The organism is Escherichia sp. E4736, assembly GCF_005781225.1.
Taxonomy (GTDB): Bacteria; Pseudomonadota; Gammaproteobacteria; order Enterobacterales; family Enterobacteriaceae; genus Escherichia.
In genome coordinates, this window is the sequence record NZ_VATT01000035.1 from 60,656 (window position 1) to 84,345 (window position 23,690).

Sequence of the window (23,690 nt, forward strand, 5' to 3'; positions counted from 1 at the left end):
AATGGGTAAACAAAAATCCCGTAAAGCCGCTGCGCAGAAGGCCAGCAAGCCACAACAACTAACCGCCAGCGCACCACCAAAAACGACAGCGTTCACCTTCGGTGAGCCTGTGCCGGTACTCGATAAGCGCGATATTTTGGATTACGTTGAGTGCATCAGTAACGGCAAATGGTACGAGCCGCCGGTCAGCTTTTCCGGACTGGCAAAGAGCCTTCGCTCTGCCGTACATCACAGCTCGCCGATTTACGTTAAACGCAACGTGCTCGCGAGCACCTACATTCCACACCCGCTTCTGTCACGTCAGGATTTCAGCCGCTTTGCGCTCGACTATCTGGTATTCGGCAACGCCTTTCTTGAGCAGCGCCACAGCGTCACCGGCCGGTTAATCAAGCTACTGGCTTCACCGGCCAAATACACCCGCCGCGGGGTCGACGATTCGATTTTCTGGTTTGTGGAAAACTTCACTCAGCCTCACGAGTTCGCCCCTAATACCGTGTTTCACCTGCTGGAGCCCGATATTAATCAGGAGATTTACGGTCTGCCCGAATATCTCAGCGCGCTTAATTCCGCCTGGCTGAATGAATCCGCGACACTGTTCCGCCGCAAGTATTACCAGAACGGCGCGCATGCAGGTTACATCATGTATGTGACCGACCCGGCACAGAGCGCGACCGACGTCGAATCGCTGCGCGAGGCGATGCGCAACTCAAAAGGGCTCGGCAACTTTAAGAACCTGTTTTTCTACGCTCCTGGTGGAAAACCGGACGGCATCAAAATCGTGCCACTAAGCGAGGTAGCCACAAAGGATGACTTTTTCAACATCAAGAAAGCCAGTGCCGCCGACCTGATGGACGCGCACCGCGTACCGTTCCAGCTCATGGGCGGCAAGCCCGAGAATATCGGTTCACTCGGTGACGTTGAGAAGGTAGCAAAGGTATTCGTTCGTAATGAGCTGTCACCCCTGCAGGACAGGTTCAGGGAGGTAAACGACTGGCTCGGCATGGAGGTCATCAGATTCAAAGAGTACACCCTAGACAACCCGGAATAATCCCCCTCAAGCCGCCAGCATGGCGGCTTTTTCATACCCCGCTATCATCACTCCTCAGACGCACCACACGCGCACGGCCACACCAGACCACCAACGAGCCGACAGCATCCACTACAGCGCCATCACGACGCGCTCAGAGGATAATTTTTATTATTACGCACCACCGCTGGCGCGCAATGCTTTCCCCGCCACGCCTGCCCGCTTTATGGGTCGGTTTTAATGCAGTTGCATGACCACTCTGAATCCGCGCCAGCACTGGCGGCGCACGACCAGAACGGGCAACCCCGACGCATGCAAAACCATGCACCTGTTGCATGCACGGCTAAAAAACGGGGAAATCGCGGGAAAATGGCATAAAAAAACCGGCATTCAGGGTGCCGGTTTGGGTCTGGTTTTGTCGCGATTACTGGCCGCGCAATGCGCCAATAACACTATTGAGGCACATACTGGCAACAATCAGCAGAAAAATCGTCGTCCACGGATTTTCATAAACGAGAGATAACATATTGATATAGATCCTTTTATTTGTGCATTCTGATGTGGTTTAACAGGTGTTTTATAACGACCGTAAGCTCATCTTTACTGGCTTGGTCGACCATTTTTGCGGTGTAGCTTTCCACCTCGCGAGAACTCAGGTCGTTATTCGATGCCATTACAGTCAGCTTTTTTGCCCAATCGGCAAACGGGTCTATCGATGAAAGGGAATTATGCATGTCCAAAAACCTCGAATTATTTAACCAGCAGACGGCGGAAGTTTTTGCGGTGTTATGGGATAACTTCCCGGTGCCACAGGTCATTACTTACGAAAAATTTAACGCCGCGCTACCTGATGACTACTTTGAACAACTTAACTCACCAGAAATGAACGCACTGAATCAGTTGCGTAGTGTGGTTGAGGGTACATTCACTTTTCTCAGTGAAAACGGCTACATCCAGTACGGAACAGACCACCAGACCTATTTTTATGATGTGCGCCTGACCGAGAAAGCACTCGCCGTGCTTAACAAAAAGCCCGAGGCGCTCGGCGGTAATGAAACAATGGGCGATAAGATTATCAGTGCAGTGAAAGACGGGACGCCGGGAGTGATTGCCGGTGCGGTGACAAACCTGCTTACCCTCGGTGTCAATCTGGTAACCAGCTAACGCCTCGCGGGGCTCGTTGTTCAACCCCGTCAGCACTGAAAGCGAGTTTCAGCGCTGACGACGTTTGCTATCGTCGACGTGGTGGAGGTGCGTATTTTGTCGGTCTGCTGATGCTATCCAGCTTGCCGCAATTATCCCTGACTATTTCGGCGCACCCGACCAGCTCGGCGGGTGTCAAATTCTCATTGACCATTATCTGCTGCAGGCGATGAACGATAGCCATTAACTTAATATTTCTGGTCTGGTGCTGCGGTATTTCACCTGGTAGTCGATGCATATTATCACCCTCAATGAATTTTAATCAGTGCCGTCAAAACGCCACTATAAAACCCTCTCAGGTCATGCCTCATTCATCACTGGCGTGTCATCAATAGCACATTGAGAAATTTTGAAAGGCCGGACTAAAGCCTCGTGGGCTCGTTACTCAACCCCGTCGACGCAAAAAGCTAGTTTTTGCGCCAACACGGTTATCATGTTTAACGCCAGCTATCGTCTTCCCAAATCTCTTGTAATATGCCGCTTAATGTTTCTTTGTCTGCTTCTTTATCGAATCCGATAACCTCTACACCAGTCATTGACCCTTTCTTGACGTTAACTTTTATTGCAGGAAAAACGCATTGTACTCGATGTGTTATTTCATTCTGAAAAGCATCAATGATCTGTTGCCCTAATTTTTGTTCTTTATCCAACGTGATATTGATTCTCATAATCTAATCAGCCTTATAAAAATTATCATCTTCGGTTTCGTTATTCTCGCTGTTTGCTAGGTCTGCAATGAGAGTGAGCGCGAGCTTTAAGTCTGATGGCTTGCAGTTTGCAATCAGAGATACCTCGGCAATAAATTGCACACAAGCCCACTTTTGCTGCGTTCGGCTGAAATGTTCGTCAACCATGGAATCCCTCCTACAGGGTTACTGTATGTTTATACAGTAGCACGTATTGGTAAAAGATGGGAAGAAAAAAAACGAATAGGGCGATTGTCGTATGTACATGATATGGATATAAATTAGTCTGATATTGGTTTTGATGCTTCAGCTATCGCAGCAACACGATTAAGGATTTTCCTGGCTTTAGCCTCATGCGATGGTGCTGTGGAAAATATTTCTCCTTTGGCCGTTCCGCGTAGCCATTTACCATCAAAACAACTTTTACCACCGGCCATCAAGTGCAGAGCTTCGCCCCGGCTGATATTAATGCCGGTTGTCAGATGTATCTCTTCGATAGTTTTCGCTATAGCTGCGTTTTGCTCCTCCGTTCCGTGTATGAATTTTCGCCATGCTGCTGGCTTTTGCTTCCTGAGTCGGTTGGTTAGCTCTCGTCTTTCGCGTCGACTCAGGGGCTTTGTCAAATCCAGTACCGGTGGATCGTTTTCGCTTCCCGTACAGTTATTGACAGAACTCCGAGGGACGGCTTTGCCGTCCTGAAGGTCAACGGCCAAATCAACAGCATGCTTCGGAACAATCTTCCACTGAGTGAGTCGGGTTAATATCGGGCTCCCTGCACCTATGGAGGAATCGTAGACCCCCTTAATACATACCGTTTCCTCACCGTACTGATTAAGCTCGGTACGCGGTTCATACAGTGTGCGCACCTGTAAATCATCGCGACGGACAAACGGTCCACCCTGCGCATTAACATACCCAGCCCAGTCACCAGCGTCGGCGGCATCATGGACGGCGGCAAACTCAACGCTCAGTCCGTGCGCGGTTTCGGTATCAGCGAGGCGACGCAACTCACGGTAAACCGTCACCGGCGCACCACCGATAAACTGAAACTGACGGATGTGCCAGCGCGAAGCCCATGCTGAAACGGCGGGGGCTGTCTCTTTCAGCAGTTCACCACTTTCATCATCGGTTTCACCATCGAGAGCATAACCGTCGATATTTTTTGAGATGTATTTAGCAACATAGCCGGTTGCGCTGCCTTTCTCCGGGTCAATGGACTCGGCGTGGAAACGTGCTTTTTTGGCCTTATCGCTTTTCAGTTCGCGGCGGTCTTCTTTCCACGCGTATTTACGTACGATGGAGCGAACATATTCAACATCTTCCGGCAGCATGAACATCAGCATGTGCCAGTGTGGAGTACCGTCGTGATGGGGCTCGGCGACACGAATACCGAAAATACGGACATCTTCCCGATGCAGTTTGGCACGGATACGCGCCCAGATACCGGTTAGATAGTTTTGCGTGTCAGCCGGGCTGGCACCGCTCCATTTGCTGTTACGGTAACCGGCTTTAGTCGTGGCGTGATATTTCGACGGCGCGGTCAGAGTGTAAAACTCACCGACATAACCGAGCTCATTACAGATGTTTTCAAACCCACGGATGCGAGTCATGAGCTCACAGCGGCGAATCGCAGGGTTAGCAACTGAGCCATCATATTTTTCAATCAGGCTGATACGGTTGCCGTCTTCGTCTTCGAGATCCAGACCTTTGAGAAATTCACGAGTTCGGCGCTTTTGTTCACGCCAGTCAGTCACGCAGTTTTTACTCGCATAGGTGTTTTTTTTCTTGCTGACGTTGCCGACTGCAATTTGCAGGTGTTCGCGCCATGTAGCTGCAACCCGGCGCAAACGACCACGCCACCACCCATCGTTAAACATCTTGGCGATAGCCGGTGCGATTTCATCCGCGCCGACATATTTTTTTGCAACCCGATCCCAATGGGGTGGGATAACGTTGAACTGGAGGGAAATAAAGCCAGCACGATTATACCAGGTGTACAGCGTTTTAAGCTCGCCGAATCCGTGGTCATTAATGTTGGCAAGTTCACCACGAATGAAATTAGCAATATCGGCGGCCAACAGGTCAACATCAGCGCGCGACATATCCGGGAGGCGGTTATATCGGGCGACCATATTAACCATGCGTGAGGCCAGATATTGCATAAGCTGGGTATCAAAATGACTTCCAAAAACAGAGGTTGATACCTTGCTGTTGATGCCCGCGCATTCGTATTTTTTTGCGACCAATTCAAGACGCGGCAATGCCTTTTTGCAGAAGCTGATCAAAAAGGCATTGGCTCGTTGAATGCCCTGATTTTGCTCCAGCACTGCCGCAGTGCGATAAACATCTAACCGCACGCAGTCGGGCTGGAGAGAAAGCACCTTTTTCGCATGCAGCAAAGCCGCGAACATACGGTCGCGGCGATGCTGATGCTCGTAAGTAAGGTATGGGCTGGCTATAGCCGACCGTGGAGCATTCCACGGATAAGCAAAAGTAATATCTAATGCCCCTCCGTCATGTATCATCTGTCGACTTTCTTTTTGATTCCATAACATTGGTCGTGTAGCCTCCCACAAAGTTGAGTGTTAAAAAGGTGCTGTGATGCAACATAAATTATTCAAGATGAAAGACAGTTTGAATCTGCCGCCATATGATTCGGCCCTGTCTGCGTGGCTTGAGAATCAGCAGGAATCCATTCCTGGAGTTCCATATAAAATCCTTGTCTGCAATGAGAATGTTTTTTACAGGGCTCTCACCTGTGATGGATTGGGAGAGTACGCCGCAGCGTGTGAATTTCTCCGCTCTCTGGGTCTAGTAGATGCCTCGGATTACGGAATGGGTCTGAAAGATTACGACTCAGTATTTTTAAGTCAGGAGTATATTGACCGAGCATTTTCTCAATAGCATTGGCGAATAATACGCCCATTTTTTCTATTTCTACGACCATCTCTTTAAGTGAAGTTATGGTCGAATTCTGAATATGACGGTGAATTAATCCTGAAATAAGTTGTTCAATTTTTGGGTAATATCCGATGGCATCAAGCCATTCCTCGCCAGATTTTTTCCCAGATTGAGCGACTTTCTTTTCATTAAGGATAAATTGATACTGGTCGCTAGTAATAATCCATTTGTCACCTATTTCGATTCGAAAACTCATTTACACGCCCCTGTAGTGTTTTGATTTGAGCTCGGCGATTTGCTGACAAGTCACGCAAAATGCCACCCCCTGAATTGCCGCACGGCGGGCTTCCTTGATTGGTGCGTCACATTCTTCGCATAGGAAAGGAGAGGTCGCTGCAATACGGCAGCGCGCGTTGCTGATGTGGCGTTCGCGGTCTTCCTGCTCGCGCAGTTGTGCTAAATCCATTGCGTCGGCCATTAGTGCAGCTCCTGTGATTCGTTTTCGTAGCGGTTGGCTTCACGTCGCAGCAGTTCAGCGGCTTCGGTGCCGTTCATGCCCTCTTTAGTGATATGGATAGCCAGCGCCTCAAGACGGATTGAAACGGCGAGTGCGCGGTCTTTGCGTTCTTCTTTTTTGGCATCTGTCAGCAGCACGGCCAGAGTATCACTATCAGTATTAAAACTACGGGATTCGGTATTACGCATAACTAACTCTCCTGATTTTGGGCAATAAAATGCCCGGCGGGTTTACGCCAGATAATTAATTGTGATTAATTAGCTATAGCCAAATACAACGGCAGGTTTACTTTTTAACTGGCTGATAATCTCAGCTTTCAGGCCATCCTTAAACTCTTTGCAGCACTCCCACTCAGGGTCAACGCGAAGTATTGCACCATCGCGGGTTTTAATTTCAAAACCGTCTTCCATATTCGGAATCATGGCTCCTAAAACAATTCTTAATTCATCACGTGACATGCTTAATCCCTTTAATAATAAAGTGGACAATACGAATAATTAAAAAGCCTGACGACTTCGACTGCTTAGATTTCAGCCCTTTTAATAATTCGGACTGAGAGTGGCACGGGTGCCAGCGCTTACCATCTTTACCCGCGATCCAGCCGTGACCGTAATGCATACCTGGACTTTGCTTAACGAGCAGAGATGCGAATGAGGGTTCATTTTCCTGCATAAACACCTCATACCAAACCAAATGTTGCGCCGATGCCGGTCATGGTATCAACCACGCTCGACATTGCCGGGTTAGCCTGTAGACGCGCCTGTAACGCCAGCGCCGACAGAGACAACATGCGGATGCCTGCATTAACACTCTCAACCATGCTGTGTTTGCGGTCAGAGGTCATACGTTCATTTGATACCGCACCGCTCGCCAGTTCGCCGAGTTCACTCATTGCGCGCATCACATAAGACTGCAATTTCTCTTTAGCCAGCTCATTAACCGGCACGCATGGCAGACAATGAATCTGCGCCAGAAAGCCATCAACGAGGGTTGAGTCTTCGGTCAGGTCAGTCAGCAGCCACAATTCAGGCGGTGTGAATTGGTGAGGCTGTTCCGGGTTGAGCTTGTTACGTAACGTTTGAACGTTCATACCCGCACGCTCGGCCAGCTTCGCCATGTTGTGACGCTGCGCAAAAGCCCGGCACGCTTCGTCATAGTGAGGATGTTTAGAAATCTGAAAATCAAACATGGTTAAATTCCCTCTAACTTGCATAATCAAATTCAGTTAAGAGCGATGCGGTGGTCGATGTAGCGACAATCAATCGCTTGCTGGGTTAGTTTGTCGCGCCATGCTTTCACGTTTACGAGGGTGCGGCTTCGTTTTCCAGCCTCTTCCTTGTTGGAAAAGTCTTTAGTTGGAGCTTTGAGGAGGATTCCCTCATCAAGCCATTGCCAGACCAGACGCTCGCTTACACCGCGAGTGGCGGCAAAGTCTTTCACTGTCATTGTGTCTGACATAGCGGAGCGGATCATTGTCTGCAGAGCTGGCAGCATAGCGGTAACGATGGCATCAAACTGAGCCGGATCTAACAGCACAGTTTGATTTTGTGAGTTTTGCGAATCATGCGTCGAGATTGATTTTGCATCTGACATATCGCATTATCTCCTGTTGTTTGAAATGTGGTGCAGTGGTGTGCATCTTGGTCGATGAATGCCACTTTAGATCGAAAATGAGTTCGTGTAAATCGATTTTGAGTGATTGATAAATGAATGATGAAGATTTGAATACGCAAGATGTGATTGAGCGGATAAGTTCGGCCTATGGTGTCAGCACGCAAAAGGCTTTGGCTGAGGTGCTTGGCGTCCCGTCAAATAGTGTCAGTACGTGGGTTCAGCGGAATAGCTTTCCCGGAAAAGCGATAATTCAGTGCTCATTAGATACTGGTGCCGATCTAAATTGGTTGCTGACTGGAACAATCTCCAGTTTGAATTTGCAAGATGCACCGGCGTTGAAAGGGAAGTTACTTTATGACGAGATTTTAACGAGCGGTGGAAAACCTGTATTGAGGCGTATCCTTGATGCGTATGGTTTTACAATGCAAAAAGAGCTTGGTGATTTGCTTGATATTTCCTCTGGTACTATCAGTACTTGGGTCAGGAGAGATTTCTTCCCCGGTGATGTTGTTGTTACGTGCGCCCTTGATACTGGCGTATCGCTGGAGTGGTTAGCTACCGGCAAGGGGAAAATGAGACAAAGCAAAGAGGTCTGCTATCCCGACGTTCTGACAATAAAAAAATCTCGCCTTGAGTCTGGTGAGCTCAAAGATGCAGGAAGTTGGCAACCTGACCCTTCAATGATTCCGTCTAACTCTGAGGAGTTGATTTTTGTTGACGGTGCTGGTGCTTCCTGGCTTGTCGACTGTTCTGCTTCGAATATAGGTAATGGCCGCTGGTTAATTGATATCGATGGCGCTTTTGATGTTTTTGATGTAGTTCGACTACCCGGCGGAAAAGTCAGGCTATCAAATAAATCTGCTGAGTTTGAATGTAATATTTCAGACATTACCCCTTTTGGTGCTGTAATTTTTACTTTGGAAAAACATATATAAGGGAACTTATGAAACGTTCAATTTTTGCTCTTGTGTTACTCACTTCTTTTGCTGTACATGCTCAGCCATCCAATTTGTCTGTGCTTAAAAAGTCGTTGAATGATATGCAGCCTTTATCGATAAAAGATAGTAAGGGTGTGATTACTGTTGTTCTGGATACGCCAACGGTCACACCTGAAATTTATGATACTGCTGTATATGGTGTTTGCTATCCAGTATGGCTACATAAAGAAAATACGGCATACCTAAAAACTACTAAAGCGGTTCAAATCCTCAATAAATTTAGTTTCATGGGGTATGCGCTTGAGAATCCGAGAGCTACTTGCGATAAAGCTGGTCAAGAGCAACCGGAACAATCCAAAGTGACTATTAGCTCTAATACCCACTTAGCCACGACAAAGAACATTCAGTAAAAATATTAGCCTCGGTAAGGGAATTTATGAAGCGTAAACTTATTTTAACTCTACTTTTTACTCTTTCATTTAGTGTCGCTGCTGCAGAGAAGAGCAAAGAGATAGACGGGGCTGCATATGGCGACCAGTGGCCTCTATCCTTTGAAAAGGCAAAAGTATCGTGTGTTAACCGTGCTTATGCTTTTGTGTATGACATCAAAACTGATGATAGATATCCACTGAATGGTATGGCAGTAGATGCTGTTAAATCAGGAAAGATGGAAGGATCTAATTTAGATGACGTATGGAAAGATGACCCTGAGATTGACGGTGTTAAAATTTCAATTTCACCGTTGATTGATGCTGCTACAGCCCTTTGTAATTAACTCTCTTTTAGCCTCGGTGTCGCAATGACTGTAAGTAAACAAAAAAGTGGCAAATGGTTATGTGAGCTCTATCCAAATGGTCGAGAAGGGCGGCGTATCCGTCGGCAATTCAATACCAAAGGTGAGGCCGAGGCATTCGAGTCATTTACAAAAAACGAAAGCGATGAAAAGCCGTGGCTCGGTAAGAAAGAAGACCGCAGGCGCTTAAGTGAGATTATCCAGCTTTGGCATAATTTGCACGGGCAGGCGTTAGTCGCCAGTAAGTCACGGCTGGCAAAACTTCAAATCGTGTGTAACGGTTTGGGTGACCCGATTGCATCCCGACTTACGGCTAAAGAATGGGCGCATTACCGTGACCGCCGTCTGCGTGGCGAGATAGATAATGGATACCATAAAGACCCGGCGAAATGGGTCGCTAAGCCGATAACCGTCAATCGTGAGCAGCAGTATCTTGAAGCGGTGTTTAATGAGCTAAAACGTTTAGGGGAGTGGAGCTTACCTAATCCGCTAGATGGGATCCGGGTGTTCAAAGAAGCTGAGAAGGAAATGTCCTGGCTAACTTTGTCTCAGCTCCCTGAGCTGTTCCGAGCCTGTGAACAATATGGCAAAGAAAATCTTACTATGATTGTTAAGGTGTGCCTGGCTACCGGCGCACGATGGGGAGAAGCTGAGAGACTTACACGTCCCCAACTTTCCCCCTGCAAGCTGACTTTCACCAAAACCAAAGGTAAGAAGAATCGCACGGTTCCGATTCCTAAATGGCTGTATGACGAGTTGTCCGAACGTCAGGGTAGAATGTTCAAGCCCTGCTATCAGGACTTTAAGAAGATGCTCAAACTTACAAACATTGAATTGACTGAAGGGCAGAAAACGCACGTTTTACGTCACACCTTTGGTGCGCATTTTATGATGAATGGCGGCAATATCCTTGTACTCCAGAAGATACTCGGTCACGCAAATATTCGTGAAACAATGAAGTATGCGCACTTTGCTCCTGACCATCTTGAACAAGCTGTCACCTTGAATCCGTTGTCACTGTGTATTGGCGACAACGTGGCGGCAGAGGTTGCGTAACGCTGCAATTCACTGCATTAAAAATTGCATTAACTAATTGTTTTATATGGTAAGTGTTTGTTTGTTATGGGGTGTTAATAGGAGCGTCTTAACTAAGATTTCGCTTAAGCGACATCCTGTTAAGAAGGGCTGGCCAATTGGCTGGCCCTTTTTTTATTTATTGAAATTGCGTTTACGGTGCACTAATCACCACAGCGACGCGACGGTTCTCGGCGCGACCCTGTGCGGTCTTGTTACTGGCGATGGGGTATTTTTTCCCTAAGCCCTGAGTGGTGAGATTGCTGCGAGGAATTTGTCCACCTTCTGCCCACGCATCGGCGACGACATTTGCCCGCTTCAGCGATAAAGCTTCGTTGTAACTGTCTTCGCCGTAATTGTCGGTATGTCCATCCATACGGGCATGGGTTAAGCCCGTGGAGGTCAGTTTTGCGGCCATGGTCTGGATCTGTTGCTGACTTTCCGGGAGCAGTTTGTAGTCATTTTTAGCAAACAGAATGGTATCAGATAAGCCCAGCGACCAGTCGCCAGCGGATTCAGTAAAACCATAAGACTGCATAGCGGCGACTTGTTCTGGAGTAAACTTCCCTTGTGGTGACTGGCAGCCAGTCAGTATCAGTGAAGAGAACGCCAGGGGAACTACCAGTTGCTTTATCATGTAGATATTTCCTTGTTATTTCACCAGCTTTTTAGCGCGCTGGTGTTTGGCCTGATACATATTATGGTCGGCCAGCTCTTGTAATTTTTCGGCGGAGACGTGCTCAATGGTCATCGCGTAACCAATGCTTAATGTCATAGTGGTTTGATGGCCATTATTAAGATCGAATGGTCGATTAAAAATTTGCGTCAATGCCGTGCAAATCCGCTGCACTTCAGATTCCGACTGCACGCCATAGAGGACCATAGCGAATTCATCGCCGCCAATACGGTATGCCTGATGTCGCAGCCCACCAAATTCAGCTAATCGTTTTGCCACTTCAATCAAGACCTGATCTCCCGTCGCATGACCCCAGGTATCATTGATATATTTGAAATTATCGCCATCAAGAAACAGTAATGCCGACGTTTTTCGGGCATCAGAACTGTTCATCAACGTGTTGATGCCGCTACGAAACGCTGCGCGGTTAGCCAGCCCGGTTAATGGGTCATGTAGCGCGGTACGTAGAAGCTGCGCATTTTTGGCCTGTAAACGAAGCTGCCACTCTTCCATTTCATCCAGCAGACTGTTGAAGTCGAGAGCGAAGCGGTGAAACTCTGCGATACGTTCTTCCGAAACTCGTCGGGAAAAATTGCGGTTGGAACGCACATCATGTACGACATCGGTGATGTTTTTTAACGCTTCAACCAGACCATTGTGCAAATGGCGGGTGAGGGTAATCGCGATGCCTGATGCCAGCAGAATACATGCAGTCAGGACAGCGAGTGAAAACCAGATAAAATGGCTAATTGAGCTGTCGCGTGCGGTTAACTGCACTTCGCCAATGGTTTCGCCATTGTGGCGAATCGGCTGAATGACGGGAGCCGGAAAGAGCCAGTGACTAATGAAATTACTGAAGGTATCTCCCGGTTCTCTGGCAGTGTAGTGCCAGGAAGCAATAATGTTTTGCTGATTATCACGCACTTCTGCGGTTGAAAATTGGCCTTGCTGACCTAGTGCGGCCAGAGTTTCTGTTGCTGCAGGACCATCGGCAAAAACGACCGCAGCTTCCAGGCTGTAAGTCATTGTTGCAGCGGTTAGTGCCAGGTTTTTTTGCGCGTATTGTTTCAGGGTTAGCACTGACGTCACGGAAAGCAGCAGCCAGATCAGCGTCATAGTGATAAATATGCTGGTCATGCTGATGTTGCGTAATGCTCTTTTAAACGTGGGGCGCTTATGAAGAGAATTATCGTTATCCATCGTTTTTCTTCCGTGCGAGCATTAAGACATCCGGGTTGACCTTAACACCACTACGCGATAAGGCATCCAGGTTTACGGCAAACCTGACGTTATTATTGTTGATGACCAGACAAAATGCGCTGCCAATAATGCACTCGGTATTTTGTTCGGCAATTAATAATAACGCCTTAGACGGATATTGTTCGATTAATTCTGTCTGGAATGTCGGTGACTCGCTGCCAAAATAAAAACCATTGCAGCCTGAAATCATCGCCTCTTGTTTGTTGTTAACGATGACAGGCAGGTAAGGCAAAGGCGTCGCACCTTTCTCTTGCAGGGCGGTGCTAAATCGTGAAGATGAAAAAATACATAGTCTTGGTGGACCAGATACCGTCGGCCAGCGAGTGTAGCTTACGATACCGGAAACCATTAAACGCACATTTTTCGTAACGTCAGTGGTTTCCTGAGCGAGTAATGGCGCGCCTGCCAGAAGGAATAGCAGCAGTAAGAACAGTAGGTGAGAAAAGCGCATTCAGGGATCCTCACCATCTTCGCTCGAAACGCATCGAAAATTTTTCAGAATGTTCATTAAAATATCATTCTTTTGTGTAGTCGTCATCCAGAAGAGAATTAAAAATCGAATAAGTTAAATCTTATGATTAATTTTGTGGTGGGATTTAAATTAATTAAGTTTCATCGTGCGGGCATTTTCATCAGCTCCTTTTTGCCATACTTCATGCAATTGGCTGGCATTTTCTACATTGTTGCAGCTGGCAGGGAAACTTTTACCGGAAAGCCCTCGGGCATAAGTAAAATCGACCTGGCAGGTTTTCTTTTGCCCTTCGGCATATCCTTTAAGATATATCCCCCGATCAGCCTGTGAATCGTTAAAAGCATCGTCATTTTTTATAGCAACGCCTGATATCGCATCTTCCATACCAACATCATACCAGTCAGTGCTGGTCAAGGTTGGTGCGTGAGTATAGGGATCAATCTGACAGCCGCTAACAACCAAAGCTAACAAAGGGGCGATAAAGTGTTTCATTGTTTTTTCTCCTTTTTCAAAGCATAGCGGATTGTTTTTATTGTGTGTGTAAATTTATTTGTACATTTATTGGTGGTTAAAACGTATGCGAGTTGCTGGTGTAAACTATTATTTACGAAATATGGATTGAAATCTTTACTTGTTGTGATATCGTTGCGTCATCCTCGCTGAGGATCAACTATCGCAAACGAGCATAAACAGGATCGCCATCATGCAAAAAGACGCGCTGAACAACGTACATATTACCGACGAACAGGTTCTGATGACCCCGGAACAGTTGAAGGCAGCTTTTCCATTAAGCCGACAACAAGAGGCCCAGATTGCTGATTCGCGTAAAACTATTTCAGATATCATCGCTGGGCGCGATCCCCGGCTGCTGGTGGTGTGTGGTCCTTGCTCCATTCATGATCCTGAAACCGCACTGGAATATGCTCGTCGATTTAAAGCCCTTGCCGCAGAGGTCAGCGATAGTCTCTACTTGGTGATGCGCGTCTATTTTGAAAAGCCCCGTACCACTGTTGGTTGGAAAGGGTTGATTAACGATCCACATATGGATGGCTCCTTTGATGTTGAAACAGGATTAAAGATTGCACGTAAGTTGCTGTTGGAACTGGTAGATATGGGATTACCGTTGGCGACGGAAGCGTTAGATCCAAACAGCCCGCAATATTTGGGTGATCTGTTTAGCTGGTCGGCAATTGGTGCTCGTACCACGGAATCGCAAACGCACCGTGAAATGGCATCCGGGCTTTCCATGCCGGTTGGTTTTAAAAACGGCACTGATGGCAGTCTGGCGACAGCAATTAATGCTATGCGTGCCGCTGCACAACCGCATCGCTTTGTTGGTATTAATCAGGCAGGGCAGGTGGCGCTGCTGCAAACTCAGGGTAATCCGGACGGACATGTGATTCTGCGTGGCGGAAAAGCACCGAACTATAGCCCGGCGGATATCGCGCAATGTGAAAAAGAGATGGAACAGGCGGGACTGCGCCCCTCACTGATGGTAGATTGCAGCCACGGTAATTCCAATAAAGATTATCGCCGTCAGCCTGCGGTGGCAGAATCCGTGGTTGCCCAAATCAAAGATGGCAATCGCTCAATTATTGGTCTGATGATCGAAAGTAACATCCACGAAGGCAATCAGTCTTCCGAGCAACCACGCAGTGAAATGAAATACGGTGTATCCGTAACAGATGCCTGCATAAGCTGGGAAATGACCGATGCCTTGCTGCGTGAAATTCATCAGGATCTGAATGGGCAGCTGACGGCACGCGTGGCTTAAGAGGTTTATTATGGTTGCTGAGTTGACCGCATTACGCGATCAAATTGATGAAGTCGATAAAGAGCTGCTGAATTTATTAGCAAAGCGTCTGGAACTGGTTGCTGAAGTCGGTGAAGTGAAAAGCCGCTTTGGGTTACCCATTTATGTACCGGAGCGCGAGGCATCCATGCTGGCCTCGCGGCGCGCAGAGGCGGAAGCTCTCGGCGTTCCGCCAGATCTGATTGAAGATGTTCTGCGTCGGGTAATGCGTGAGTCCTACTCCAGCGAAAACGACAAAGGATTTAAAACGCTTTGTCCTTCACTACGTCCGGTAGTCATTGTTGGTGGCGGTGGTCAGATGGGGCGCATGTTCGAGAAGATGTTGACGCTCTCTGGCTATCAGGTGCGGATTCTTGAACAACATGACTGGGATCGCGCGGCTGAGATTGTTGCCGATGCCGGTATGGTGATTGTCAGTGTACCGATTCATGTTACTGAACAAGTCATTGGCAAATTACCCCGTTTACCGCAAGACTGTATTCTGGTCGATCTGGCATCAGTGAAGAATGGACCATTACAGGCCATGCTGGCGGCGCATGATGGTCCAGTGCTGGGGCTTCACCCGATGTTTGGTCCGGATAGCGGCAGCCTGGCGAAGCAGGTCGTGGTCTGGTGTGATGGACGTCAGCCAGAAGCGTACCAATGGTTTCTTGAACAAATTCAGGTCTGGGGCGCGCGACTGCATCGCATTAGCGCCGTCGAACATGATCAGAATATGGCGTTTATCCAGGCGTTGCGCCACTTTGCCACTTTTGCTTATGGCCTGCATCTGGCAGAAGAAAATGTTCAGCTTGAGCAGCTTCTGGCACTCTCTTCGCCCATATATCGTCTTGAGTTGGCGATGGTCGGGCGACTGTTTGCCCAGGATCCGCAGCTTTATGCCGATATTATTATGTCTTCAGAACGTAATCTGGCGTTGATCAAACGTTACTATAAGCGTTTTGGTGAGGCGATTGAGTTGCTGGAGCAGGGCGATAAGCAGGCGTTTATTGACAGCTTCCGCAAGGTGGAGCACTGGTTCGGCGATTACGCACAACGCTTCCAGAATGAAAGCCGCGTATTATTGCGTCAGGCGAACGATAGCCGCCAGTAATAACTCTGTGCCGGATGATTCACATCATCCGGCTTTTTTCATCAGGTTGGATCAACAGGCACTACGTTTTCACTTGGGTAACAACCCAATACCTTCATTGAACGGGTGATTTCTCCTAACTCTTTTAACGCCTTTTGCATTTCCACGGATTCAAGATTGGCCTGAATATCCAGATAAAACATCTCTTCCCACGGATTACCGTGAATCGGACGTGATTCCAGACGGGTCATAATCAGATTGTGGTTGCGCAATACCAGCAACGCTTCAACCAGAGCACCAGCTTGTTGTCCGGTAGCCATTAACAGTGTGGTTTTTGCCGGAACCTGGTCAGACACGTTAATGGCTTTACGTGCCAGCACCACAAATCGGGTGAAGTTTTGTCGTTGATTCGCCTCAATGCGCTCCAGTACCTGTAAACCGTACAAGGAACCGCCAGCTTCGCTCCCCAGCGCAGCGACATGTGGTGATTTTGCCTGTGCAACTTTTTCCATTGCCGCAGACGTACTCTCGGTATATTCAATCTTCCAGTGCGGGTAACGGTTAAGGAATTTGCTGCATTGCTGGAACGGCTGCGGGTGGCTGTAGACCGTGTTGATAGTCGATAAATCGGTGGTGCCGGAAACCAGCAAACAATGGTCGATAGTTAACGTCATCTCGCCAACAATCGACAAGCTGGTATGTTGCAGCAGATCGTAAACGTCGTTTATGGCACCGGAGCTGGTATTTTCAATCGGTACGACAGCATAGTCGGCCTGGCCGGTTTCCACCTGATTAAAAATATCGGCAAATTTGGCGCAGCCGCTTTCAATGAATTGCTCAAAGTGACGGGCAGCGTACTGGCGCGCCGCAAGATGGGAATAAGAACCTTTGGGGCCGAGAAAAGCAATGCGTGCTGAGTGCGGATTAATTTTATTGAGATGCTGCTGGAGTAAAGCCTGCTGAGTTAATACGGAATCTTCAATGATGAGTTGGAACAGGCGAGTAATGTAGTGGGCATCCAGATGGTGTGTTTTACCAAGCGTAATTAATCTTTCCAGCAAATCGCGCTCACGATCGATATCACGCACCGGGCGATGTGAAAGCAGTTTGGCTTTTCCCACCTCAACGGCTAGCTCGCGCCGCTCAGCCAGTAACGCCAGCAATTTTTCGTCCAGCGTGCTAATTTTCTCGCGCAGCGCCAGTAACGGATTTTCCGATGTCATAGTGTTGCCTTTTTTGTTATCAATAAAAAAGGCCTCCCGATTTGGGAGGCCTTATTGTTCGTCTTCGCATTCTGTTTCACACGACGAAACGCCTCCCATTCAGGGGAAGGTAAAAAAGAATGCGAAGAAAAACGGCGTTTGTTTCATGTTTGTTTCCTTAAGCGACTTCAGTACAGTACCCGTACTGTTTTCATGCTGTCAACAAAAAACGCGCCCGAAGGCGCGTTGGCGATACACTCAATATAAAGGACTACTCTTCTTCAACTTCTTCGACGAAGTTGGCGTCTTTCACCGACGTTGCGGCACGACGTGCTTCGCCTTTGTGCTGCAGTTTATTGAGCTGCCGTTCCAGCTTGTTGATCAATTCGTTAATAGCGGTGTACATATCTTCATGTTTACCACTGGCAACCAGAACGCCGTTAGGTGTATTGATAGTGGCGTCAGCAACGAACCCCTGTGGTTCCTTGGACAGAATGATATGCGGATTAATCAGGTGCGTTTGCCATTTTTCCAGTTTGGCGAGACGGTCTTCGACATGTTGGCGGATTGCCGGAGTAATTTCCATTTGTTTGCTGGTAATGTTCATTGTCATAAATTTTACCTCTTGTCTTCCCGTCTTGGTGAATTCAGCATACCGCTCCTGATGTCAAAATGTGTGATGAAAATCTCATAATTTTGTCACTTTTTGTCAACGAAGTTTTTTTGTGAGAAATCGCAGGAAGAGGTGTTTTTTTACTTGAGGAATGTCTCAAAGCGAGCCATATTTGATAGGATCAGTCGCGACTGAATCGCTTTAGTTAGCGTTCAAATCGAATAAAAAAACGACAGCTCCAGGGCTGCCGTTTTGCGTATATCACACCTGTTAAGTGTTGCTGCTGTTAGCGGCAATAATTTTCGCGACTTTTTCAGCCTGAGCGTTCATCTGCATCTGGCGGTAAGCATTTTCCATCAGCGGCAGCGCATCACGCGTAGCCTGGGTATCCGGGTAGTCACGCAGCATGCCTTCGACGCGGTTGACGACGGCAACCCATGCGCCACGTTCGGTGTAGTACTCTGCAACGGAGTATTCATATTTCGCCAGACGATCTTTCAGGAACACCAGACGTTTGGTTGCATCAGTGGTGTACTGGCTGTTTGGATAGCCGCGCACCAGTTTGGAAAAGTCACTAAACGCAGCTCGAGCATGTTGAGGATCGCGATCGCTACGGTCAACGCCAAAGAACCCTTGCAGCGCACTGTCATCCAGCGCCATATTGGTCAGGCCACGCATGTACATGACATAATCGATATTCGGATGGGTCGGGTTGAGGCGAATAAAACGATCGATGGCAGCCTGTGCTAACGGCAGATCGGCGTTTTTATAGTAGGCGTAGATGAGATCCAGCTGCACCTGCTGCGAATACGGACCAAACGGATAGCGATTATCTAACGCTTCCAGTTGCGTTATTGCCTGTCTCCAGTTACCGTCCTGCAGCTTTTGTTGTGCAGTCGCGTAAATTTCATTTGGCGGATTATCAGGTACTTCTTCCTTTGACCCCGAGCAACCCGCCAAAAACAGGCTTAGTGTGGCGGCTGCCACCAGATATTTCATGCGCGTCATGACGTTTTGACTTTCCTCAAAATGTAATACGGGAGATTCTCTGTTCCTGCTCCCGGTTAAGACCAGCTACAATAGCACACTATATTAAACGGCAAAGCCGTAAAACCCCAACGATAAACGAAGAAGCAGTATATATGGCACAACGAGTAGAACTCACTGCAACAGTGTCCGAAAACCAACTCGGTCAACGCTTAGATCAGGCTTTAGCCGAAATGTTCCCGGATTATTCACGTTCGCGAATAAAAGAATGGATCCTCGACCAGCGCGTGCTGGTTAACGGCAAAGTTTGTGATAAGCCGAAAGAAAAAGTATTGGGTGGCGAGCTGGTGGCCATCAACGCCGAGATTGAAGAAGAAGCGCGTTTTGAACCGCAGGATATCCCGCTGGATATCGTCTATGAAGATGAAGACATTATCGTCATTAATAAACCGCGCGACCTGGTGGTACATCCTGGCGCGGGTAACCCGGATGGCACGGTATTGAATGCGTTGCTTCATTACTATCCGCCCATTGCCGATGTACCGCGTGCGGGTATTGTCCATCGTCTGGATAAAGACACCACTGGCCTCATGGTTGTGGCAAAAACCGTTCCAGCCCAGACGCGCCTGGTGGAATCTCTGCAACGACGTGAAATTACTCGTGAGTATGAAGCGGTAGCAATTGGTCATATGACTGCTGGTGGCACGGTGGACGAGCCAATCAGTCGCCATCCGACCAAACGAACTCATATGGCGGTGCATCCGATGGGCAAACCGGCGGTCACTCACTATCGCATTATGGAACACTTCCGTGTGCACACGCGTCTGCGGCTGCGTCTGGAAACTGGACGTACGCACCAGATCCGCGTGCATATGGCCCATATAACCCATCCGCTGGTGGGCGATCCGGTTTATGGTGGCCGTCCGCGTCCGCCAAAAGGTGCTTCGGAAGCGTTTATCTCCACGCTGCGTAAGTTTGATCGTCAGGCGCTTCATGCAACCATGCTGCGTCTTTATCACCCGATCTCCGGCATTGAAATGGAATGGCATGCACCTATTCCACAAGATATGGTGGAGCTGATTGAGGTGATGCGCGCCGATTTCGAAGAGCATAAGGATGAAGTGGACTGGTTATGAGTAAGCTGATTGTCCCGCAGTGGCCGCTGCCAAAAGGTGTTGCGGCCTGTAGCTCTACCCGTGTCGGCGGCGTGAGCTTGCCGCCCTACGACTCGCTCAACCTCGGTGCTCATTGTGGTGATAACCCGGAGCACGTCGAGGAAAATCGCAAGCGGCTTTTTGCTGCGGGTAATTTGCCTTCAAAACCGGTCTGGCTTGAGCAGGTACACGGTAAAGATGTGCTTAAGCTTACTGGCGAACCTTATACCTCAAAACGGGCGGATGCCTCGTATAGCAACACACCCGGCACGGTTTGTGCCGTAATGACAGCCGATTGCCTGCCTGTGCTGTTTTGCAATCGGGCAGGAACGGAAGTCGCGGCTGCCCATGCTGGCTGGCGTGGACTGTGCGCAGGCGTGCTGGAAGAGACGGTTTCCTGCTTTGCCGATAAGCCCGAAAACATTCTTGCCTGGTTGGGGCCGGCAATCGGTCCACGCGCGTTTGAAGTGGGGCCGGAGGTTCGCGAGGCGTTTATGGAAGTAGACGCCAACGCGAGTACAGCTTTCATTCAGCATGGTGATAAGTATCTGGCGGATATTTATCAGCTTGCCCGACAGCGTCTGGCGAGCGTTGGTGTTGAGCAAATTTTCGGCGGCGACTGTTGTACATATACGGAAAATGAGACTTTCTTCTCTTATCGTCGCGACAAGACCACCGGTCGTATGGCAAGTTTCATTTGGCTGATATAACCTAAAGAATCAAGACGATCCGGTACGCGTGATTTTCTTTTCACATTAATCTGGTCAATAACCTTGAATAATTGAGGGATGACCTCATTTAATCTCCAGTAGCAACTTTGATCCGTTATGGGAGGAGTTATGCGTCTGGATCGTCTTACTAATAAATTCCAGCTTGCTCTTGCCGATGCCCAATCACTTGCACTCGGGCACGACAACCAATTCATCGAACCACTTCATTTAATGAGCGCCCTGCTGAATCAGGAAGGGGGTTCGGTTAGTCCTTTATTAACATCTGCTGGCATCAATGCTGGCCAGTTGCGCACAGATATCACTCAGGCATTAAACCGTTTACCACAGGTTGAAGGTACAGGTGGCGATGTCCAGCCATCACAGGATCTGGTGCGCGTTCTTAATCTTTGCGACAAGCTGGCGCAAAAACGTGGTGATAACTTTATCTCGTCAGAACTGTTCGTTCTGGCGGCACTTGAGTCTCGCGGCACGCTGGCCGATATCCTGAAAGCAGCAGGGGCGACCACCGCCAACATTACTCAAGCGATTGAACAAATGCGCGGAGGTGAAAGCGTGAACGATCAAGGAGCTGAAGACCAACGTCAGGCTTTGAAAAAATACACCATCGACCTTACCGAACGAGCCGAACAAGGCAAACTCGATCCGGTGATTGGTCGTGATGAAGAAATTCGCCGTACCATTCAGGTACTGCAACGTCGTACTAAAAATAACCCGGTGCTGATTGGTGAACCTGGTGTTGGTAAAACTGCCATCGTTGAAGGTCTGGCGCAGCGTATTATCAATGGCGAAGTGCCGGAAGGGCTGAAAGGCCGCCGCGTACTGGCGCTGGATATGGGCGCGCTGGTGGCTGGGGCGAAATATCGCGGTGAGTTTGAAGAACGTTTAAAAGGCGTGCTTAACGATCTCTCCAAACAGGAAGGCAACGTCATCCTGTTTATCGACGAATTACATACTATGGTTGGCGCAGGTAAAGCCGATGGCGCAATGGACGCCGGGAATATGCTGAAACCGGCACTGGCACGTGGTGAGCTGCACTGCGTGGGGGCCACGACGCTGGACGAATATCGCCAGTACATCGAAAAAGATGCTGCGCTGGAACGTCGCTTCCAGAAAGTGTTTGTTGCCGAGCCTTCTGTTGAAGACACCATTGCGATTTTGCGTGGCCTGAAAGAACGTTACGAACTGCACCACCATGTGCAAATTACAGACCCGGCAATTGTTGCAGCGGCGACGTTGTCTCATCGCTACATTGCTGACCGTCAGCTGCCGGATAAAGCCATCGACCTGATCGATGAAGCAGCATCCAGCATTCGTATGCAGATTGACTCAAAACCAGAAGAACTCGACCGCCTCGATCGTCGTATCATCCAGCTCAAACTGGAACAACAGGCGTTAATGAAAGAGTCTGATGAAGCCAGTAAAAAACGCCTGGATATGCTCAACGAAGAACTGAGCGACAAAGAACGTCAGTACTCCGAGTTAGAAGAAGAGTGGAAAGCAGAGAAAGCGTCGCTCTCTGGTACGCAGACCATTAAAGCGGAACTGGAACAAGCGAAAATCGCTATTGAACAGGCTCGCCGTGTGGGTGACCTGGCGCGGATGTCTGAACTGCAATACGGCAAAATCCCGGAACTGGAAAAGCAACTGGAAGCCGCAACGCAGCTCGAAGGCAAAACTATGCGTCTGTTGCGTAATAAAGTGACCGACGCCGAAATTGCTGAAGTGCTGGCGCGTTGGACGGGGATTCCGGTTTCTCGCATGATGGAAAGCGAGCGCGAAAAACTGCTGCGTATGGAGCAAGAACTGCACCAGCGCGTTATTGGTCAGAACGAAGCGGTTGATGCGGTATCTAACGCTATTCGTCGTAGCCGTGCGGGGCTGGCGGATCCAAATCGCCCGATTGGTTCATTCCTGTTCCTCGGCCCAACTGGTGTGGGGAAAACTGAGCTTTGTAAGGCGCTGGCGAACTTTATGTTTGATAGCGACGAGGCGATGGTCCGTATCGATATGTCCGAGTTTATGGAGAAACACTCGGTGTCTCGTCTGGTTGGTGCGCCTCCGGGATATGTCGGTTATGAAGAAGGTGGCTACCTGACCGAAGCGGTGCGTCGTCGTCCGTATTCCGTCATCCTGCTGGATGAAGTGGAAAAAGCGCATCCGGATGTCTTCAACATTCTGTTGCAGGTACTGGATGATGGGCGTCTGACTGACGGGCAGGGGAGAACGGTCGACTTCCGTAATACGGTTGTCATTATGACCTCTAACCTCGGTTCCGATTTGATTCAGGAACGCTTCGGTGAACTGGATTATGCGCACATGAAAGAGCTGGTGCTCGGTGTGGTAAGCCATAACTTCCGTCCGGAGTTTATTAACCGTATTGATGAGGTGGTGGTCTTCCATCCGCTGGGTGAACAGCACATAGCGTCGATTGCGCAGATTCAGTTGAAACGTCTGTACAAACGTCTGGAAGAACGTGGTTATGAAATCCACATTTCTGACGAGGCGCTGAAACTGCTGAGCGAGAACGGTTACGATCCGGTCTATGGTGCACGTCCTCTGAAACGTGCTATCCAGCAGCAGATCGAAAACCCGCTGGCACAGCAAATACTGTCTGGTGAATTGGTTCCGGGTAAAGTTATTCGCCTGGAAGTTAATGAAGACCGGATTGTCGCCGTCCAGTAAATAAGACAAGCGAGCCCTTCGGGGCTCGCTTTTTGTCTAATTTCCAACCGGAAATGGTCGTTTTTAAGGTATTTCGCTTAAGAATTGAACGAACGATAAATTTTTTATATTTTCCGCTTGTCTCTTCAGAATAACTCCCTATAATGCGCCACCACTGACACGGAACAACGGCAAACACGCTGCCGGGTTAGCGGGATTCTCCTGAGAATTCCGGCAGAGAAAAGCGAAAATAAACGCTTGACTCTGAAAGAGGGAAGCGTAATATACGCCACCTC

The 23,690-nt window shown here is 48.6% G+C and carries 32 protein-coding genes, 1 pseudogene and 1 other annotated feature; of the genes and pseudogenes, 12 read left to right on the forward strand and 21 right to left on the reverse strand.

Annotated elements, in window-relative coordinates; all coding sequences use genetic code 11:
- Position 1: 1 nt before the first annotated feature.
- A complete protein-coding gene (locus FEK46_RS19585; RefSeq protein WP_135491718.1) occupies positions 2–1,048 on the forward strand; it encodes a phage portal protein in 1,047 nt (348 codons plus the stop codon).
- 133 nt (positions 1,049–1,181) lie between these two features.
- Here FEK46_RS19585 and FEK46_RS23805 read toward each other — a convergent pair whose 3' ends face one another.
- On the reverse strand, positions 1,182–1,364 hold the full coding sequence (locus FEK46_RS23805) for a hypothetical protein (RefSeq protein ID WP_135491716.1): 183 nt from the start codon (positions 1,362–1,364) through the stop codon (positions 1,182–1,184).
- Between FEK46_RS23805 and FEK46_RS23580 the strand changes: the two genes are divergently transcribed.
- Complete coding sequence (locus FEK46_RS23580) at positions 1,278–1,550, forward strand: hypothetical protein (RefSeq protein ID WP_205714090.1); 273 nt, start codon at positions 1,278–1,280, stop codon at positions 1,548–1,550. The two genes, FEK46_RS23805 and FEK46_RS23580, sit on opposite strands and share 87 nt — an antisense overlap.
- Before the next feature lie 19 nt (positions 1,551–1,569).
- On the opposite strand, the gene FEK46_RS24010 is transcribed toward FEK46_RS23580, so the two are convergent.
- Positions 1,570–1,761 (reverse strand): hypothetical protein, encoded by a 192-nt coding sequence (locus tag FEK46_RS24010; protein WP_080107293.1) that lies wholly within the window; start codon positions 1,759–1,761, stop codon positions 1,570–1,572.
- Between FEK46_RS24010 and FEK46_RS19605 the strand changes: the two genes are divergently transcribed.
- Positions 1,760–2,191 carry a hypothetical protein gene (locus FEK46_RS19605; RefSeq protein ID WP_135491715.1) on the forward strand — a complete coding sequence of 144 codons (432 nt, stop codon included), beginning with the start codon at positions 1,760–1,762 and terminating at the stop codon, positions 2,189–2,191. The two genes, FEK46_RS24010 and FEK46_RS19605, sit on opposite strands and share 2 nt — an antisense overlap.
- Before the next feature lie 67 nt (positions 2,192–2,258).
- On the opposite strand, the gene FEK46_RS23810 is transcribed toward FEK46_RS19605, so the two are convergent.
- The 11 genes and pseudogenes from FEK46_RS23810 to FEK46_RS19660 all read right to left on the reverse strand — a co-directional run bounded on the left by FEK46_RS23810 (position 2,259) and on the right by FEK46_RS19660 (position 7,927).
- Positions 2,259–2,468, reverse strand: a complete 210-nt coding sequence (locus FEK46_RS23810; RefSeq protein ID WP_135491714.1) for a hypothetical protein — start codon at positions 2,466–2,468, stop codon at positions 2,259–2,261.
- Between the two features lie 199 nt (positions 2,469–2,667).
- The gene (locus tag FEK46_RS19615) at positions 2,668–2,898 is read right to left on the reverse strand and encodes a DinI-like family protein (RefSeq protein ID WP_130236101.1); all 231 of its coding nucleotides are present in this window, start codon (positions 2,896–2,898) and stop codon (positions 2,668–2,670) included.
- Between the two features lie 3 nt (positions 2,899–2,901).
- On the reverse strand, positions 2,902–3,084 hold the full coding sequence (locus FEK46_RS19620) for a hypothetical protein (protein WP_019842452.1): 183 nt from the start codon (positions 3,082–3,084) through the stop codon (positions 2,902–2,904).
- Positions 3,085–3,197: 113 nt separating this feature from the next.
- Entirely contained in the window at positions 3,198–5,327 is a 2,130-nt protein-coding gene (locus tag FEK46_RS19625) for a replication endonuclease (RefSeq protein WP_135491740.1), read from the reverse strand.
- Between the two features lie 485 nt (positions 5,328–5,812).
- Positions 5,813–6,073: pseudogene (locus tag FEK46_RS23815) on the reverse strand (DUF5405 family protein); the annotation flags it as partial.
- Positions 6,074–6,295: a TraR/DksA family transcriptional regulator gene (locus FEK46_RS19635; RefSeq protein WP_135491712.1), complete on the reverse strand. Its 222-nt coding sequence runs from the start codon at positions 6,293–6,295 to the stop codon at positions 6,074–6,076. It abuts the pseudogene before it with no gap.
- On the reverse strand, positions 6,295–6,522 hold the full coding sequence (locus tag FEK46_RS19640; protein WP_135383253.1) for a DUF2732 domain-containing protein: 228 nt from the start codon (positions 6,520–6,522) through the stop codon (positions 6,295–6,297). The genes FEK46_RS19635 and FEK46_RS19640 overlap by 1 nt, the downstream gene beginning before the upstream one ends.
- A 69-nt stretch (positions 6,523–6,591) precedes the next feature.
- Positions 6,592–6,792, reverse strand: a complete 201-nt coding sequence (locus tag FEK46_RS19645; RefSeq protein WP_000085637.1) for a hypothetical protein — start codon at positions 6,790–6,792, stop codon at positions 6,592–6,594.
- The gene (locus FEK46_RS19650) at positions 6,782–7,006 is read right to left on the reverse strand and encodes a phage filamentation protein Fil family protein (protein WP_135491711.1); all 225 of its coding nucleotides are present in this window, start codon (positions 7,004–7,006) and stop codon (positions 6,782–6,784) included. The genes FEK46_RS19645 and FEK46_RS19650 overlap by 11 nt, the downstream gene beginning before the upstream one ends.
- A gap of 7 nt (positions 7,007–7,013) precedes the next feature.
- The gene (locus tag FEK46_RS19655) at positions 7,014–7,523 is read right to left on the reverse strand and encodes a phage regulatory CII family protein (RefSeq protein ID WP_001407046.1); all 510 of its coding nucleotides are present in this window, start codon (positions 7,521–7,523) and stop codon (positions 7,014–7,016) included.
- Positions 7,524–7,555: 32 nt separating this feature from the next.
- The gene (locus FEK46_RS19660) at positions 7,556–7,927 is read right to left on the reverse strand and encodes a hypothetical protein (RefSeq protein ID WP_001407047.1); all 372 of its coding nucleotides are present in this window, start codon (positions 7,925–7,927) and stop codon (positions 7,556–7,558) included.
- A 113-nt stretch (positions 7,928–8,040) separates the two neighbouring features.
- Here FEK46_RS19660 and FEK46_RS19665 point away from each other — a divergent pair, with 113 nt between their 5' ends.
- Genes FEK46_RS19665 through FEK46_RS19680 form a run of 4 tightly spaced genes read left to right on the forward strand, consistent with a single transcriptional unit; the run spans position 8,041 to position 10,735 of the window.
- Positions 8,041–8,883 carry a phage repressor protein CI gene (locus tag FEK46_RS19665; RefSeq protein ID WP_135491710.1) on the forward strand — a complete coding sequence of 281 codons (843 nt, stop codon included), beginning with the start codon at positions 8,041–8,043 and terminating at the stop codon, positions 8,881–8,883.
- A gap of 8 nt (positions 8,884–8,891) precedes the next feature.
- Entirely contained in the window at positions 8,892–9,296 is a 405-nt protein-coding gene (locus FEK46_RS19670; protein WP_135491709.1) for a hypothetical protein, read from the forward strand.
- A 26-nt stretch (positions 9,297–9,322) separates the two neighbouring features.
- Positions 9,323–9,661, forward strand: coding sequence for a DUF2511 domain-containing protein (locus FEK46_RS19675; protein WP_135491708.1), 339 nt, complete (start codon positions 9,323–9,325; stop codon positions 9,659–9,661).
- Between the two features lie 24 nt (positions 9,662–9,685).
- Positions 9,686–10,735, forward strand: coding sequence for a site-specific integrase (locus FEK46_RS19680; RefSeq protein ID WP_135491707.1), 1,050 nt, complete (start codon positions 9,686–9,688; stop codon positions 10,733–10,735).
- 172 nt (positions 10,736–10,907) lie between these two features.
- On the opposite strand, the gene FEK46_RS19685 is transcribed toward FEK46_RS19680, so the two are convergent.
- From FEK46_RS19685 to FEK46_RS19700, 4 genes are all read right to left on the reverse strand, one after another.
- Positions 10,908–11,390: an OmpA family protein gene (locus tag FEK46_RS19685; protein ID WP_135559307.1), complete on the reverse strand. Its 483-nt coding sequence runs from the start codon at positions 11,388–11,390 to the stop codon at positions 10,908–10,910.
- Between the two features lie 15 nt (positions 11,391–11,405).
- The gene (dgcN, locus tag FEK46_RS19690) at positions 11,406–12,629 is read right to left on the reverse strand and encodes a diguanylate cyclase DgcN (RefSeq protein ID WP_130217283.1); all 1,224 of its coding nucleotides are present in this window, start codon (positions 12,627–12,629) and stop codon (positions 11,406–11,408) included.
- Positions 12,622–13,140: a YfiR family protein gene (locus tag FEK46_RS19695; protein ID WP_130208145.1), complete on the reverse strand. Its 519-nt coding sequence runs from the start codon at positions 13,138–13,140 to the stop codon at positions 12,622–12,624. The genes dgcN and FEK46_RS19695 overlap by 8 nt, the downstream gene beginning before the upstream one ends.
- Before the next feature lie 150 nt (positions 13,141–13,290).
- A complete protein-coding gene (locus FEK46_RS19700) occupies positions 13,291–13,653 on the reverse strand; it encodes a DUF2799 domain-containing protein (RefSeq protein WP_131162447.1) in 363 nt (120 codons plus the stop codon).
- A 211-nt stretch (positions 13,654–13,864) separates the two neighbouring features.
- Here FEK46_RS19700 and aroF point away from each other — a divergent pair, with 211 nt between their 5' ends.
- The gene (gene aroF / locus FEK46_RS19705; RefSeq protein WP_130208149.1) at positions 13,865–14,935 is read left to right on the forward strand and encodes a 3-deoxy-7-phosphoheptulonate synthase AroF; all 1,071 of its coding nucleotides are present in this window, start codon (positions 13,865–13,867) and stop codon (positions 14,933–14,935) included.
- Positions 14,936–14,945: 10 nt separating this feature from the next.
- Entirely contained in the window at positions 14,946–16,067 is a 1,122-nt protein-coding gene (gene tyrA, locus FEK46_RS19710) for a bifunctional chorismate mutase/prephenate dehydrogenase (RefSeq protein ID WP_131162448.1), read from the forward strand.
- Between the two features lie 41 nt (positions 16,068–16,108).
- Here tyrA and pheA read toward each other — a convergent pair whose 3' ends face one another.
- The 4 genes from pheA to bamD all read right to left on the reverse strand — a co-directional run bounded on the left by pheA (position 16,109) and on the right by bamD (position 18,869).
- Positions 16,109–17,269 (reverse strand): bifunctional chorismate mutase/prephenate dehydratase, encoded by a 1,161-nt coding sequence (gene pheA, locus FEK46_RS19715; RefSeq protein ID WP_130208153.1) that lies wholly within the window; start codon positions 17,267–17,269, stop codon positions 16,109–16,111.
- Between the two features lie 22 nt (positions 17,270–17,291).
- Positions 17,292–17,417, reverse strand: a sequence feature (Phe leader region).
- Positions 17,369–17,416 (reverse strand): pheA operon leader peptide PheL, encoded by a 48-nt coding sequence (gene pheL / locus FEK46_RS19720; RefSeq protein WP_100229775.1) that lies wholly within the window; start codon positions 17,414–17,416, stop codon positions 17,369–17,371. It overlaps the preceding feature by 48 nt.
- 102 nt (positions 17,418–17,519) lie before the next feature.
- A complete protein-coding gene (raiA, locus tag FEK46_RS19725) occupies positions 17,520–17,861 on the reverse strand; it encodes a ribosome-associated translation inhibitor RaiA (protein WP_000178461.1) in 342 nt (113 codons plus the stop codon).
- 270 nt (positions 17,862–18,131) lie between these two features.
- Entirely contained in the window at positions 18,132–18,869 is a 738-nt protein-coding gene (bamD, locus tag FEK46_RS19730; protein WP_000197686.1) for an outer membrane protein assembly factor BamD, read from the reverse strand.
- A 134-nt stretch (positions 18,870–19,003) separates the two neighbouring features.
- Between bamD and rluD the strand changes: the two genes are divergently transcribed.
- The 3 genes from rluD (at position 19,004) to clpB (ending at position 23,415) form a co-directional block, all read left to right on the forward strand.
- Entirely contained in the window at positions 19,004–19,984 is a 981-nt protein-coding gene (gene rluD, locus FEK46_RS19735; RefSeq protein WP_115438707.1) for a 23S rRNA pseudouridine(1911/1915/1917) synthase RluD, read from the forward strand.
- On the forward strand, positions 19,981–20,712 hold the full coding sequence (yfiH, locus tag FEK46_RS19740; protein WP_135559308.1) for a purine nucleoside phosphorylase YfiH: 732 nt from the start codon (positions 19,981–19,983) through the stop codon (positions 20,710–20,712). The genes rluD and yfiH overlap by 4 nt, the downstream gene beginning before the upstream one ends.
- Positions 20,713–20,841: 129 nt before the next feature.
- Positions 20,842–23,415 carry an ATP-dependent chaperone ClpB gene (gene clpB / locus FEK46_RS19745; RefSeq protein WP_130259644.1) on the forward strand — a complete coding sequence of 858 codons (2,574 nt, stop codon included), beginning with the start codon at positions 20,842–20,844 and terminating at the stop codon, positions 23,413–23,415.
- The last annotated feature ends 275 nt before the right edge of the window (positions 23,416–23,690 follow it).

Bases quoted from the DNA above. Each gene is read 5' to 3' on its own strand.
- FEK46_RS19585 (WP_135491718.1), top strand. From the start codon at position 2: ATGGGTAAACAAAAATCCCGTAAAGCCGCTGCGCAGAAGGCCAGCAAG.
- FEK46_RS23580 (WP_205714090.1), top strand. From the start codon at position 1,278: ATGACCACTCTGAATCCGCGCCAGCACTGGCGGCGCACGACCAGAACG.
- FEK46_RS23805 (WP_135491716.1), bottom strand. From the start codon at position 1,364: ATGCAACAGGTGCATGGTTTTGCATGCGTCGGGGTTGCCCGTTCTGGT.
- FEK46_RS19605 (WP_135491715.1), top strand. From the start codon at position 1,760: ATGTCCAAAAACCTCGAATTATTTAACCAGCAGACGGCGGAAGTTTTT.
- FEK46_RS24010 (WP_080107293.1), bottom strand. From the start codon at position 1,761: ATGCATAATTCCCTTTCATCGATAGACCCGTTTGCCGATTGGGCAAAA.
- FEK46_RS23810 (WP_135491714.1), bottom strand. From the start codon at position 2,468: ATGCATCGACTACCAGGTGAAATACCGCAGCACCAGACCAGAAATATT.
- FEK46_RS19615 (WP_130236101.1), bottom strand. From the start codon at position 2,898: ATGAGAATCAATATCACGTTGGATAAAGAACAAAAATTAGGGCAACAG.
- FEK46_RS19620 (WP_019842452.1), bottom strand. From the start codon at position 3,084: ATGGTTGACGAACATTTCAGCCGAACGCAGCAAAAGTGGGCTTGTGTG.
- FEK46_RS19625 (WP_135491740.1), bottom strand. From the start codon at position 5,327: ATGTTCGCGGCTTTGCTGCATGCGAAAAAGGTGCTTTCTCTCCAGCCC.
- FEK46_RS19635 (WP_135491712.1), bottom strand. From the start codon at position 6,295: ATGGCCGACGCAATGGATTTAGCACAACTGCGCGAGCAGGAAGACCGC.
- FEK46_RS19640 (WP_135383253.1), bottom strand. From the start codon at position 6,522: ATGCGTAATACCGAATCCCGTAGTTTTAATACTGATAGTGATACTCTG.
- FEK46_RS19645 (WP_000085637.1), bottom strand. From the start codon at position 6,792: ATGTCACGTGATGAATTAAGAATTGTTTTAGGAGCCATGATTCCGAAT.
- FEK46_RS19650 (WP_135491711.1), bottom strand. From the start codon at position 7,006: ATGCAGGAAAATGAACCCTCATTCGCATCTCTGCTCGTTAAGCAAAGT.
- FEK46_RS19655 (WP_001407046.1), bottom strand. From the start codon at position 7,523: ATGTTTGATTTTCAGATTTCTAAACATCCTCACTATGACGAAGCGTGC.
- FEK46_RS19660 (WP_001407047.1), bottom strand. From the start codon at position 7,927: ATGTCAGATGCAAAATCAATCTCGACGCATGATTCGCAAAACTCACAA.
- FEK46_RS19665 (WP_135491710.1), top strand. From the start codon at position 8,041: ATGAATGATGAAGATTTGAATACGCAAGATGTGATTGAGCGGATAAGT.
- FEK46_RS19670 (WP_135491709.1), top strand. From the start codon at position 8,892: ATGAAACGTTCAATTTTTGCTCTTGTGTTACTCACTTCTTTTGCTGTA.
- FEK46_RS19675 (WP_135491708.1), top strand. From the start codon at position 9,323: ATGAAGCGTAAACTTATTTTAACTCTACTTTTTACTCTTTCATTTAGT.
- FEK46_RS19680 (WP_135491707.1), top strand. From the start codon at position 9,686: ATGACTGTAAGTAAACAAAAAAGTGGCAAATGGTTATGTGAGCTCTAT.
- FEK46_RS19685 (WP_135559307.1), bottom strand. From the start codon at position 11,390: ATGATAAAGCAACTGGTAGTTCCCCTGGCGTTCTCTTCACTGATACTG.
- dgcN (WP_130217283.1), bottom strand. From the start codon at position 12,629: ATGGATAACGATAATTCTCTTCATAAGCGCCCCACGTTTAAAAGAGCA.
- FEK46_RS19695 (WP_130208145.1), bottom strand. From the start codon at position 13,140: ATGCGCTTTTCTCACCTACTGTTCTTACTGCTGCTATTCCTTCTGGCA.
- FEK46_RS19700 (WP_131162447.1), bottom strand. From the start codon at position 13,653: ATGAAACACTTTATCGCCCCTTTGTTAGCTTTGGTTGTTAGCGGCTGT.
- aroF (WP_130208149.1), top strand. From the start codon at position 13,865: ATGCAAAAAGACGCGCTGAACAACGTACATATTACCGACGAACAGGTT.
- tyrA (WP_131162448.1), top strand. From the start codon at position 14,946: ATGGTTGCTGAGTTGACCGCATTACGCGATCAAATTGATGAAGTCGAT.
- pheA (WP_130208153.1), bottom strand. From the start codon at position 17,269: ATGACATCGGAAAATCCGTTACTGGCGCTGCGCGAGAAAATTAGCACG.
- raiA (WP_000178461.1), bottom strand. From the start codon at position 17,861: ATGACAATGAACATTACCAGCAAACAAATGGAAATTACTCCGGCAATC.
- bamD (WP_000197686.1), bottom strand. From the start codon at position 18,869: ATGACGCGCATGAAATATCTGGTGGCAGCCGCCACACTAAGCCTGTTT.
- rluD (WP_115438707.1), top strand. From the start codon at position 19,004: ATGGCACAACGAGTAGAACTCACTGCAACAGTGTCCGAAAACCAACTC.
- yfiH (WP_135559308.1), top strand. From the start codon at position 19,981: ATGAGTAAGCTGATTGTCCCGCAGTGGCCGCTGCCAAAAGGTGTTGCG.
- clpB (WP_130259644.1), top strand. From the start codon at position 20,842: ATGCGTCTGGATCGTCTTACTAATAAATTCCAGCTTGCTCTTGCCGAT.